Raw genomic sequence first — 11720 nt, 5'->3', positions numbered from 1 at the left:
AGACCCATGGCAAGGAGCCAAGCAATGGTCAGACACAGACACCTACTCCCGACCATCGCCGCCGCGGCCGTCCTGCTCGCGGCGACCGTCGGCGGCGCGCTGAACGGCGGCCTCTCCGCGACGGCGGAGGCGGCGACGAACGGCACCCTCGCGGCGACGGCGGGCTGCGGCAAGGCCCCCACGTTGAGCAACGGGACGCGCACGATCACCAGCAGCGGGCAGAACCGCAGCTACATCCTGCGGATTCCGGACGGCTACGACCGTAACCGCCAGTACCGGCTGGTCGTCGGCTTCCACTGGTTGAACGGCTCGGCGCAGAACGTCTCCTCGGCCGGCTACTACGGCCTGCTGCCACTGTCCAACAACAGCACGATCTTCGTCGCCCCGCAGGGCATCGACGCCGGCTGGGCCAACACCAACGGCCGGGACCTGACCCTCTTCGACGACATCCTCCGGCAGGTCGAGAACGACCTGTGCGTCGACACCACCCAGCGGTTCGTGCTGGGCTGGAGCTACGGCGGGGCGATGAGCTACGCGGTGGCCTGCGCCCGGCCCACCGTGGTGCGCGCGGTCGCCGTGCTGTCCGGCGCCCAGCTCAGCGGCTGCAACGGCGGCACCCAGCCGGTGCCGTACTTCGGCATCCACGGCACCCACGACAGCGTGCTGAACATCTCGATGGGCCGCTCGCTGCGCGACACGTTCGTCCGGAACAACGGGTGCACCGCGCAGAGCCCGCGTGAGCCGGGCCTGAACACCTTCACCCACATCACCACCGTCTACTCGGGCTGCCGTTCCGGCTTCCCGGTGCAGTGGGCCGCGTTCGACGGTGACCACACCCCCAGCCCGGTCGACGGGTCGGGCACCCCCAACGACTCGCGGACGTGGACGTCGGGGGAGATCTGGCGCTTCTTCAGCCAGTTCCAGTCCACCACGCCGCCGACCACGCCCCCGCCGACCACCGCTCCGCCGACGACCCCGCCGCCCACCACCGCCCCGCCGACCACGCCTCCGCCGACCACGCCTCCGCCCACCAGCGGGCCCGGCGGCTGCACCGCCACCTACAAGGCGGTCAACAGCTGGCCCGGCGGCTTCCAGGGTGAGGTCACCGTGGCCAACACCAGCTCCGGCGCGATCACCGGCTGGGCCGTGGGCCTGAGCCTGGGCAGCGGCCAGGCGCTCAGCAGCGTCTGGAACGGTGTCAACACCGGCACCACCGGCAATGTCACCGTCCGCAACGCCGCCTACAACGGCGCGCTGGCCCCCAACGGCTCGACCACGTTCGGGTTCACCGCCACCGGCAACGGCACCCCGCCGCCCGGCAACATCACCTGCGCCATTTCCTGATCACGGACGCCCTCAGGGCCCGGAGCCACCCGGCTCCGGGCCCGCCGTCCGTTCCGGGCCCGGTCGGTATCGCGGGCGTGCCGTCCGGGTGACGTGCGGCCGCGCTTATTGCCAAGAACTGGCAATTACGCGATAGTGGCAGCAGTGGCGGGTACCCGGGCCTGCGATGATCCGACCTGGCCTGAGTGCCCGCCCCGCTGTCGACCCACGATTCAAGGAGCTGCTGGTGGGCCTCTACTCGCTGCCCGACATGCCGTACGACTACGGTGCGCTGGAGCCGGCCATGTCCGGTGAGATCCTGGAGCTGCACCACAGCAAGCACCACGCGGCGTACGTCAAGGGCAGCAACGACGCCCTGGAACAGCTCGCCGAGGCCCGGGACAAGGGCGACTTCGCGGCGCTGGTCGGGTTGGAGAAGACGTTCGCGTTCAACCTGTCCGGGCACGTGCTGCACTCGATCTTCTGGAACAACCTCTCCCCGGACGGCGGTGACCGCCCCGACGGGGAGCTGGCGGCGGCGATCGACGAGCACTTCGGCTCGTTCGACGGCTTCGCCGGGCAGCTGTCGGCGGCGACCAAGAGCGTGCAGGGCTCCGGCTGGGGCGTCCTGGCCTGGGAACCGCTGGGGCAACGGCTGATCGTGGAGCAGGTCTACGACCACCACGGCAACGTCGGGCAGGGCTCGACGCCGCTGCTGGTCTTCGACGCCTGGGAGCACGCCTACTACCTGCAGTACCGCAACGTCCGCCCGGACTACGTCGACCGGCTGTGGAACCTCGTCGACTGGGCCGACGTGACCGCCCGCTTCGACGCCGCCCGCGCGACCGCCCCGAAGCTCTGACCGGCGTGACCGGCCCCGTTCCGGTCGCCGCCGACCTCGTCCAGCGTGCCGCCGGGGTCATCGCCGCCCGCCACCGCGGTGACCTCGCCGGGGCGGAGGCGCTGCTGGCCTCGTTCGACACCGACCAGGCCCGCACCCTCGGCTTCTACCTGCTCGCCGACCTCGCCCTCGGGCTGGTCCGCGCGCAGACCGGAGAATCCCTGGACGCCCTGGTCCGGCAGCTCACCCTGCTGGTGGCCGACACCTCCCCGCCGCCTCCCTGATCCGCCGGCCGCCCGGAGCACCGCCGCGTCGAGCGTCGACGCGGCGGTGCTGCACCGCGACATCCCAGGAGAACTTCATGGTCAAGTCCCGGTCCGTACGCGTGCCGGCGTTGCTCGGTATCGCCTTGGCCGTCGTCGCCGGCTGCGCGTCCCCGACGCCGTCGTCGACCGGCCGCACCGGCAACGGCCCGGTCGTGGTGGCCACGGCGGGTGAGCCCGACACCCTCAACCCGGTGCTCAACTACGGCCCCGACGGCGCGTCGCTGATCTTCGACGGACTGGTCGCCCGGGACGCCCGCAACCAGCTCGTGCCGGCCCTGGCGCGGGAACTGCCGACGGTGTCGGCGGACGGCCGGACGGTCACGGCGACCCTGCGTGAGGGGGTGCTGTTCCACGACGGCAGCCCGCTCACCGCCGGGGATGTCGTCTTCACCTACCAGGCGGTGCTGGACCCGAAGGTCGACTCGACGCTCCGCTCGGACCTCGACATGCTCGCCTCCGTCGCCGCCCCCGACCCGTCCACCGTGGTGTTCACCCTGAAACACCCGTACGCGCCGTTCGTGCAGCGGCTGGCGCTGGGCATCGTGCCGGCGAAGGCGTTCGAGGGGCAGGACGTCAACAAGGCGGAGTTCAACCGCAGGCCGATCGGCACCGGGCCGTACCGGATGACGTCGTGGACGCCGGGGGACCGGCTGGTGCTGGCGGCGAACGAGCGGTACTGGGGCGGCAAACCGGCGAACCCGGGCGTGGTGGTGGCGTTCGTCGCCGACGACAACGTCCGCGCCCAGCGGATGCGGGCCGGCGAGTTCGACGCGGCCGAACTGCCGCCGAAGCTGGCGACCGGGTTCGACGGCCAGGCCGGTCAGCAGGTACACAAGGTCCCCACCGCCGACTACCGGGGCGTGATGCTGCCCATGGGCAACCCCGTCCTGGCCGACCCGGCGGTCCGCCGCGCGTTGCACGCGGCGGTGGACCGGCAGGCCATGGTGACCGGGGTGCTCGGCGGGGCGGGGGAGCCGGCGTTCGGCCCGGTGCCGCCCACCTCCGAGTTCGCCGAGCCGTCGGTCACCGGACGGCCCACCGCCGACCGGGCCGCCGCCACCGCGATCCTCGACGCCGCCGGCTGGACCCCCGGCCCGGACGGCATCCGCGCCAAGGGTGGACGGCAGGCCGCGTTCACGCTGATGTACCCGGCCACCGACAGCCTGCGCAAGGAACTGGCCCTGGCGGTCACCGCCGACGCCCGCAAGATCGGCATCGCGGTCACCCCGCAGGGCCTCACCTGGGACGCGATCACCCCCCGGATGAAGACCGACGCGCTGATCATGGGGTACGGCACCCCGTACGACCCGGACTTCGTGTCGTTCAAGCTGTTCGGTTCGGCCTTCGCCGGGCAGGGCTTCTTCAACCCCGGCTCCTACCGGTCCGCCACCGTCGACGCCGCCCTCCAGGCCGGCCGGGACACCACCGACCCGGCCGCCCGACGGGCCGCGTACGCCACCTTCCAGAAGCAGCTTGCCGCCGACGTGCCGTGGGTGTTCCTCACCTACCTGCAACACACCTACGTGGTGCGCGACACCGTGACCGGGGTGACCCCCCGGGGCGAGCCGCACGAGCACGACGTCGCCAACAGCCTCTGGTGGAACGTGCACACCTGGGAGAAGAGGTCGTGACCGCACCGGCCCCGCCATCGGTCCGCCGTCGCCGGCTGGCCGGGGCCGGGGTCATGATCCGCCGCCGGCTGCTGGTCGCCGTACCGGTGCTCGCCGCGACCAGCATGGGCATGTTCGCCCTCGGCGCGGCCTCCCCGATCGACCCGGCCCAGCAGTACGCGGGCGCGGCGGTCTTCACCGCCAGCGAGGAGAACCTCGCGCAGCTCCGCGCGAACTGGGGCGTCGACGACCCGCTGCCGGTGCAGTACGCCCGCTGGGTGGGCAACCTGCTGCGCGGCGACCTCGGCTGGTCCACCAGCCGCCACGAGCCGGTCACCTCGGTGCTGGCCGCCCGCGCCGGCTGGACCCTGCTGCTCGTCGGCCTGGCCCTCGCCCTCGTCCTGGTGGCGAGCGTGCTGGCGGGCACCCTCGCCGCGTACCGGCGTGGTGGCTGGTTCGACCGCGCCCTGCGGTCCGTCGCGTACGCCGTGCAGTCGATGCCGGTGTTCTGGCTCGGGCTGGCCGCGATCGCCGTGTTCGCCCTCACCCTGGGCTGGCTGCCCGCCGGTGGGCTCACCGACCTCACCGCGACCGGCACCGACCCGGCCGACGTGGCCCGGCACCTGGTGCTGCCGGTGACCGTGCTGGCGATCTCCCAGGCCCCGTGGTTCGTGCTGTTCGTGCGGGACGCCGTCGCCGAGAGCCTGCGCGACGACCACGTGCTGGCCGCCCGCGCCCGGGGGCTGCCCGGCCGTACCGTCCTGTTCGGTCACGCGCTGCGTACCGCGCTGCTGCCCTTCCTCACCCTGGTCGGCACCCACCTGCCCGAACTCGTCGGCGGCGCGGTGCTGGTGGAGACCGTGTTCTCGCTGCCCGGTCTCGGCGCGGTCACCGTCGCGGCGGCGTTGGGCGCGGACTTCCCGCTGCTGGCCGCCACCACCCTGGCCACCACCGTGGTGGTGCTGGCCGCGAACCTGGCCACCGACCTCGGCTACGCCGCCGCCGACCCCCGGGTACGCCTCGATGACTGACCTCGCCCCACCGCCGGTCGCCCCACCCGCCCGACGCCTGCCGTCGCGCCGGCCGCCCACCCTGCTGCGGGCAGGACGGGCCGGCGCGGGGGTGGCCGTCGCCGTGCTCGTCGTCGCGGTCGTCGCCTGCCTGCTCGCGCCCCTGCTCTGGCCACTGGACCAGAGCGCGGTCGACCTCGCCCGGACCCGGCTCGCGCCCTCGCCCGAACACCTGGCCGGCACCGACGACCTGGGCCGGGACGTGGCCCTGCGCAGCCTCTACGGGCTGCGCGTCTCGCTGCTCGTCGGGGTGGTCGCCGCGCTGGTCGCCACCGTCATCGGTGGCCTCGTCGGCGCGGTCGCCGGCAGCGTCGGCGGGCGGGTCGACCGGGTGCTGATGCGGACCGTCGACACCGTCGCCGCCCTGCCGCACCTGCTGCTGGGCATCTTCATCGTGGCGATGCTGCGGCCGAGCCTCGGCGCGGTCGTCGCCTCGATCGCGTTGACGCACTGGCTGTCCACCGCCCGCATCGTCCGCTCCGAACTGCTCAGCCTGCGGTCCCGGCCGTTCGTCGACGCCGCGATCTCCGGCGGGGCGGGCCGGGCCCGGGTGCTCACCCGGCACCTGCTGCCGCACGTGCTGCCCCGGCTCGCGCTGGCGACCACGCTGATGGTGCCGCACGCCGTCTGGCACGAGACCGCGCTGTCCTTCCTCGGCCTGGGCCTGCCGCCGCACCTCGCCTCGATCGGCAACATGATCAACGACGGTCAGCGGTCCCTGCTCACCGGCGCGTGGTGGGCGAGCATCGTCCCCGGCCTCGCCCTGGTCGCCGTCACCCTCGCCCTGGCCGTGCTCACCGGCCGCTGGCGGGACCGCCTCGACCCCCGCGTACGGGCGGAGTTGCAGCTGTGACCGCGAGCGCAACCGGCACCGTGCCCACCGACGCCGGCCCCCGGCCGGCGCTGCTGACCGTCGACGGGCTGACCGTCCGGTTCCGGCTCCCCGACGCCGTCGTGCACGCCGTCACCGACCTGCGCCTCCACCTGCACCCCGGCGAGCTGCTGGCCGTGGTCGGCGAGTCGGGCTGCGGCAAGTCCGTCCTCGCGCACGCCCTGCTCGGCCTGCTGCCCCGCAACGCCACCGTCACCGGGCACGCCCACCTGCACCCGGCGGACGGCATCCCGGTCGACCTGGTCGCGGCGGGCGAACGGCATCTCGCCCGGCACGTCCGGGGCCGGGTCGTCGGTCTCGTCCCGCAGAGCCCGGCCACCGCCCTGACCCCGGTGCGCACCGGCCGGCGGCTGCTGGAGGAGACCCTGCGCGCCCACGGGCACCCCCGCCGCGACGTCGCCGAGGCCGCCGGGCGGGCCGCCACCGACGTCGGCCTGCACCCCGCCGACCTCGACAGGTATCCGCACGAGCTGTCCGGGGGGATGGCCCAGCGGCTGGCCACCGCCCTGGCGCTGGCCCCCGACCCGCCGCTGCTGCTCGCCGACGAACCCACCAGCGGCCTCGACCGGCCGTTGGTGGAGCACACCCTGGACCTGCTGCGCCGCCGCTGCGACGCGGGGGCCGCCGTCCTGCTCATCACCCACGACCTCGCCGCCGCCCGCCGCGTCGCCGACACCGTCGCCGTCATGTACGCCAGCCGCGTCGTCGAACACCGGTCCACCCCGGACCTGTTCGACAGCCCCGCCCACCCGTACACCGCCGGGCTGCTCGACGCCCTGCCCGACCGGGCGTTCACCCCGGTGCCCGGTCACCCGCCGATGCTCACCGACCTGCCCGACGGCTGCGCGTTCGCCCCGCGCTGCCCCCGGGCCACCGACACCTGCCGTACCCCGCCCCGCCCGACGGCCGCCGGCACCGGGCAGGTCGCCTGCCACCACCCGCTCACCCCCGGAGCACCGGCATGACGACCACGCTCGACGACCCGACCGGCCCCCGGCCGACCGCGCCCGCCGGGCTCGCCGCGCACCAGGTGACCGTCCACTACGGCCGGCAGCGCGTCCTGGACCGGGTCGACCTGCACGTCGCTCCCGGTGAGACGGTCGGCCTGCGCGGCCCCTCCGGCAGCGGCAAGTCCACCCTTGCCCGGGTGCTGGCCTTCCTGCATGCCCCGGACGGCGGCCGGATCACCCTCGACGGCGAACCCGTCGCCGGGGTCCGGCACCGGCTGCCCGCCGCCGTACGGACCCGGGTGGCGATCCTGTTCCAGAGCCCCCGCGCCGCCAGCGACCCCCGGTTGAGCCTGGCCGACCTGATCGCCGAGCCGCTGCGCGCCACCGGTACGCCGGCCGGGCAGGTGGCCGCCCGGACGGCCGAGCTGGCCGACCAGGTCGGGCTCACCCGCGACCTGCTCACCCGGCGTCCGCACGCGGTCAGCGACGGGCAGTTGCAACGCGCCTGCCTGGCCCGCGCCCTCGTGCACCGCCCCGACCACCTGCTCTGCGACGAGGCCACCGCCATGCTCGACGCCTCCACCCAGGCCCACGTCGCCGCCGTCGTCACCGACTACCAGCGTCGGCACCGCGCGGGCGTGCTGCTGATCACCCACGATCCGGCGCTGCTGGCCCGCTGGGCGTCCCGGGTGGTGGACCTGCCGGGGCCGGCGGCCGACCCACCCGCGCCGCCCCGCTGACGAGGCGTCACCGGGTCGGGCCGACGGTGTCGCGGCCACCCCCGGGGTCGCCTACGCAGCGTGACTCGGAAACTACTTGACCGGGCCGTGCAACTCCCCGGGCCGGTGCCTCCGTTCTACCTCCGGCACAAGGAGGCAGCCGACGTGAGAGCCGAAGACGAACAGGCGTTCCGCGAGTTCGTGACGTCCCAGATGGCGTCGCTGCGCAAGCTGGCGTACATGACCTGCGGTGACTGGCACGCGGCTGAGGACGCCGTGGCCAACGCCCTGGTCAAGCTCTATCCCCGCTGGCGGAAGCTGGATCGACCCGATCTCTATGTCAAGACCATGGTCTACCGGGCGGCGGTCGACGAGACCCGGCGGCCGTGGCGGCGGGAGCGGTCGTCCGGTGACGCCTTGCCGGACGTCGCGCTGCGGGACCCGGCCGACGCGACCGACGAGCGGATGCGGCTGCGGGCCGCGCTCGACGCCGTGCCGGCGCGGCAGCGGGCCGCCGTCGTGCTCCGGCACTACCTGGGCCTGAGCCTGGAGGACACGGCCGGCGTCCTCGACTGCACGGTGGGCACCGCCAAGAGCCAGGTCTCCCGTGGCCTGGCGAAGCTGCGCGAGTCGCTCGCCGCCGAACGCATCAATCTCACCGGGAATTCGATCGAGGAGTGGACCAGTGCAGTTGCATGAATTCGTGGACGCGGTGACCGGTCAGGAGCCACCGATGACCCGTACCGCCGATGACATCGTCGCGGCGGGGCGACGGGCGCAGCGGCGTCGTCGGGCCGGGTTCGCCTCGGCGGGCGCGGCCGGCCTGGTGGTGGTCGCGGTCGCCGGCGCGTTCGCGCTGCCGACCCTGGGCGCCGGTCGGGACACCACCGCCGCGCCGCCCTCGGCGGGTGCGGCGGCCGCCGCACCCGCCGAGGCCCGCTGGTCCGACGCCCCGCCGTTCACCTTCACCTTCAAGGGGTACGACGCGGGCCCGCTGCACGTGCAGGACCCGATCGTCGCCTCGGTCGGCTACCAGATCGCCTCGGTCTACTCCGACGGCCACGTCTCGAACGACAAGCCGGTCACCGCCGACGAGATCGAGGCGGGCGGCGACGCCATCGAGCGCAAGAAGCGGGCCACCGGGGGCAAGCCCAGCCTGTGGGCGTACCTGACCGTCTACCGGCCGGGCGTCTTCGACCCGGCCGGGATCAGGAACGGCCGGAAGGTCACCGTGGCCGGGCACCGGGCCGTGCAGGCGACCCTGCCGGTCGGCCTCGACCCGAGCAAGCCGGTCGACGAGGGCAACAAGCTGCTCGCGTGGGAGTACGCCCCCGACGCGTGGGCGGCGGTGACGTCCATCTCCAGCTCCGTGGCCTCGCCCAGCTTCCAGGACCTCGGCGGCCTGGTCGGCGGTCTGAAGCCGAGCCGGCCGAAGCCGGCCACGGTGCCGTTCACCGTCGGCTACGTGCCGGCCGGCTACCGGCCGTTGCAGTCCGGCACGCACGCCATGCCCGGCCTCAGCGGCATCGCCGCGGCCCGCGCCGGTGACTTCGGCGGCGCGACGTACACCCGGCCGGCCGCGCCCACCTCGGGCCTGACCGCGCCCTACGACCAGGCCGAGAACGGCATCAAGGACGGCTTCCACATCTTCGTCACGCCGGCCGGCAGCTCGAACCAGTCCCCGGAGCCGGGTGTGACGAAGTGCTACCCCGGCTCGGACCGGCGGGCCCCGGGTGACGGTGCCGGAGGCGGCGGCTTCTGCAACATCTGGAACGCCGACGGCACGGTCGTCCTCCAGGTCAGCGGGATGGGCCTGGGCAACAAGCTGCCGCTGGCCGAGCTGGAGAAGGTCGCCAAGGGCATCAGGGTCGCCGACGTCAGGGACGAGTCGACCTGGACCCCGGCCGCGCAGGCTCTCCGGCCGTAACGGAACCTTCCCCTCCGGCGGCAGGGATCGGGACCGGCCGCCCCCTCCGGCGGCCGATCGGGACCGGCCGCCACCGGCGACAGCGGCACCGCGCACGACGGCGGTGCCGCTGTCGCCGTTCCAGGGCCCCCGTACGGTCAGCGGGCCCGCAGCGCGCGGAAGGTCGTCCGGATCTGCTCGGTGAGGACGGCCGGCTGCTCCAGTGCGGCGAAGTGACCGCCGTGGTCGAGCTGCGCGTAGTGCACCACCGTCGCGTAGCGTCGTTCGATCCAGCGCCGGGACGCCTGCACGGCCTCGCCGGGGAAGATGCTGAACCCGGCGGGTACCGGGTTGGGCTCCCCGGGCCCGGCGGCACCGGCGTCGTCGCGCCGCTGTTCCCAGTAGAGCCGGGCGGCGGACGTCGCGGCGTTGGGCAGCCAGTAGAGCATGATGTCGTCGAGGATCTCGTCGCGGTCGACGACCTGCTCCGGGTCGCCGTCGCTGTCGGTGACGTCCTGAAAGAGGGTGTAGATCCAGGCGGCGAGCCCGGCCGGCGAGTCCGCGAGCGAGTAACCGATGGTCTGCGGCCGGGTGGCCTGCTCGCGGGCGTACCCGTCCAGCTCGGTCCGGTACCGCCCGGCGCGGGCGATCATCTGCCGCTCCGCGTCGGTGGCCTCGGCCATCTCCTGCGGGGTGGGAAACACCAGCGGCAGGTTGAAGTGCGCGCCCCGGCACCGCTCGGGGGCGGTACGGGTGATCTGCTCGACGACGGCGGCGCCCCAGTCCCCACCCTGGGCGAACCAGCGGTCGTAGCCGAGCCGCCCCATGAGGGTCACCCACGCGTCGGCGACCTGGGCGACGTTCCAGCCGGTGCCGGTGGGCCGGCCGGAGAAGCCGAAGCCCGGCATGGAGGGGACCACGACGTGGAAGGCGTCCCCGGCGTCGCCGCCGTGGGCGACCGGGTCGGTCAGCGGGCCGATCAGGCGTCGGAACTCCAGGACGGAACCGGGCCAGCCGTGGCACAGCAGCAGCGGCACCGCGTCCGGCTCGGCCGAGCGGACGTGCAGGAAGTGGATGTCGATCCCGTCGACGACGGTACGGGAGGAGCCGAGGTCGTTGAGGTCGCGTTCGGCCCGCCGCCAGTCGTAGCCGGTCGCCCAGTGGTCGCAGAGCGCCCGGATGCGGTCCAGCTGCGGGCCCTGGCTCCCGTCCGGCACCGTCTCGCGGTCCGGCCACCGGGTGTCGGCCAGGCGGCGTCGCAGGTCGCGCAGGTCGGCGTCGGGGACGTCGATCGTGAACGGCTGCACCAGGTCGCTGGGGGAAGTGGCTGTCATCGGGGGCTCCTGAGGGTGGTCGGGTCGTGGAAGGGGGTCAGCGTAACCCATAAGTGGAATATTTTTTCCACTTGGAATTTGGATTCCACTTGGTTAGGCTGCGGCAGGTGAGCGTTCCGCCTCCCACCCTGCGCCGCGACGCCGAGCGCAACCGCCAACTGCTGCTGCGCACCGCGTACGCGCTGATGGCCAGCAACGGCCTGGAGGTGTCGTACGAGGAGATCGCGCGGGCGGCCGGCACCGGGATGGGCACCGTCTACCGCCGTTTCCCGCAGCGGCAGGACCTGCTGGACGCCCTGTTCAGTGAGCACATCGACCGGGTCATCGGCTTCGCCGAACAGGCCGCGCGCCACGACGACGCCCTCGCCGGGCTCACCTGGTTTCTCGAACAGCAGTTGGAGATCGAGGCGCAGAGCCGGGGGCTGGGGGAGCTGCTGCGGGGCGGTGACCAGGCCACCGCCCTGGTGCGGCGGGCGCACGAGCGGATGACCCCGTTGGTGGCCGGGTTGGTCGACCGGGCCGTGCGGGCCGGGCAGCTCCCGGCCGGCGCGACCCCTGCCGACTTCGCCGCGGCACACCTGATGGTGGGCAGCGTCATGGACGCCTCCCGCGACTTCGCCCCGCAGCTGTGGCGGCGCGCGCTGCGGATCGCCCTGGCGGGCCTGCGCGGGGCCGACCTGTCCGACGACCCGCCGGAGGAGTCGGTCATCGGCCGGCTCTACCACCACACCCCGAGATGAAGGCGCAGC

Annotated in this window: 12 protein-coding genes; 11 read left to right on the top strand and 1 reads right to left on the bottom strand. The window is 73.9% G+C overall.

The genetic code is table 11. The features are described from left to right. Nucleotides 1-24 precede the first annotated feature (24 nt). The 10 genes from ACN260_RS26600 to ACN260_RS26555 all read left to right on the top strand — a co-directional run bounded on the left by ACN260_RS26600 (nt 25) and on the right by ACN260_RS26555 (nt 9658). Nucleotides 25-1344 (top strand): cellulose binding domain-containing protein, encoded by a 1320-nt coding sequence (locus ACN260_RS26600; protein ID WP_422753574.1) that lies wholly within the window; start codon nt 25-27, stop codon nt 1342-1344. 226 nt (nt 1345-1570) lie between these two features. Next, nucleotides 1571-2185: a superoxide dismutase gene (locus ACN260_RS26595; protein WP_204958983.1), complete on the top strand. Its 615-nt coding sequence runs from the start codon at nt 1571-1573 to the stop codon at nt 2183-2185. Nucleotides 2186-2190: 5 nt separating this feature from the next. Next, nucleotides 2191-2448 (top strand): superoxide dismutase, encoded by a 258-nt coding sequence (locus ACN260_RS26590; RefSeq protein WP_422753573.1) that lies wholly within the window; start codon nt 2191-2193, stop codon nt 2446-2448. Between the two features lie 77 nt (nt 2449-2525). Further along, complete coding sequence (locus ACN260_RS26585; protein ID WP_422753572.1) at nt 2526-4121, top strand: ABC transporter substrate-binding protein; 1596 nt, start codon at nt 2526-2528, stop codon at nt 4119-4121. Further along, a complete protein-coding gene (locus ACN260_RS26580; protein WP_422753571.1) occupies nt 4118-5131 on the top strand; it encodes an ABC transporter permease in 1014 nt (337 codons plus the stop codon). The genes ACN260_RS26585 and ACN260_RS26580 overlap by 4 nt, the downstream gene beginning before the upstream one ends. Then, nucleotides 5124-6023: an ABC transporter permease gene (locus ACN260_RS26575; protein ID WP_422753570.1), complete on the top strand. Its 900-nt coding sequence runs from the start codon at nt 5124-5126 to the stop codon at nt 6021-6023. The genes ACN260_RS26580 and ACN260_RS26575 overlap by 8 nt, the downstream gene beginning before the upstream one ends. Further along, a complete protein-coding gene (locus ACN260_RS26570; RefSeq protein WP_422753569.1) occupies nt 6020-7027 on the top strand; it encodes an ABC transporter ATP-binding protein in 1008 nt (335 codons plus the stop codon). The genes ACN260_RS26575 and ACN260_RS26570 overlap by 4 nt, the downstream gene beginning before the upstream one ends. Continuing rightward, entirely contained in the window at nt 7024-7752 is a 729-nt protein-coding gene (locus ACN260_RS26565) for an ABC transporter ATP-binding protein (protein WP_422753568.1), read from the top strand. Before ACN260_RS26570 ends, ACN260_RS26565 begins: the two co-directional genes overlap by 4 nt. A gap of 144 nt (nt 7753-7896) precedes the next feature. Then, the gene (locus ACN260_RS26560; protein ID WP_422753567.1) at nt 7897-8430 is read left to right on the top strand and encodes a SigE family RNA polymerase sigma factor; all 534 of its coding nucleotides are present in this window, start codon (nt 7897-7899) and stop codon (nt 8428-8430) included. Then, nucleotides 8417-9658, top strand: a complete 1242-nt coding sequence (locus ACN260_RS26555) for a hypothetical protein (protein WP_422753566.1) — start codon at nt 8417-8419, stop codon at nt 9656-9658. Before ACN260_RS26560 ends, ACN260_RS26555 begins: the two co-directional genes overlap by 14 nt. A 137-nt stretch (nt 9659-9795) precedes the next feature. Here the strand turns inward: ACN260_RS26555 and ACN260_RS26550 are convergent, their stop codons facing one another. Then, entirely contained in the window at nt 9796-10971 is a 1176-nt protein-coding gene (locus tag ACN260_RS26550; protein ID WP_422753565.1) for an epoxide hydrolase family protein, read from the bottom strand. A gap of 107 nt (nt 10972-11078) precedes the next feature. On the opposite strand from ACN260_RS26550, the gene ACN260_RS26545 reads away from it, so the two are divergent. After that, nucleotides 11079-11711 (top strand): TetR/AcrR family transcriptional regulator, encoded by a 633-nt coding sequence (locus ACN260_RS26545; RefSeq protein WP_422753564.1) that lies wholly within the window; start codon nt 11079-11081, stop codon nt 11709-11711. Nucleotides 11712-11720: the final 9 nt, after the last annotated feature.

The sequence above is a fragment of the Micromonospora sp. WMMD708 genome (assembly GCF_049315245.1).
In the GTDB taxonomy this organism is placed as follows: Bacteria; Actinomycetota; Actinomycetes; order Mycobacteriales; family Micromonosporaceae; genus Micromonospora; species Micromonospora wenchangensis.
The sequence above is the reverse complement of the archived record's forward strand: the minus strand, read 5'-3'. Positions and strand labels throughout refer to the sequence as shown.

Excerpts from the sequence above, each read along its gene's own strand:
- ACN260_RS26585 (WP_422753572.1), top strand. The coding sequence starts at position 2,526 with ATGGTCAAGTCCCGGTCCGTACGCGTGCCGGCGTTGCTCGGTATCGCC.
- ACN260_RS26600 (WP_422753574.1), top strand. The coding sequence starts at position 25 with ATGGTCAGACACAGACACCTACTCCCGACCATCGCCGCCGCGGCCGTC.
- ACN260_RS26575 (WP_422753570.1), top strand. The coding sequence starts at position 5,124 with ATGACTGACCTCGCCCCACCGCCGGTCGCCCCACCCGCCCGACGCCTG.
- ACN260_RS26565 (WP_422753568.1), top strand. The coding sequence starts at position 7,024 with ATGACGACCACGCTCGACGACCCGACCGGCCCCCGGCCGACCGCGCCC.
- ACN260_RS26550 (WP_422753565.1), bottom strand. The coding sequence starts at position 10,971 with ATGACAGCCACTTCCCCCAGCGACCTGGTGCAGCCGTTCACGATCGAC.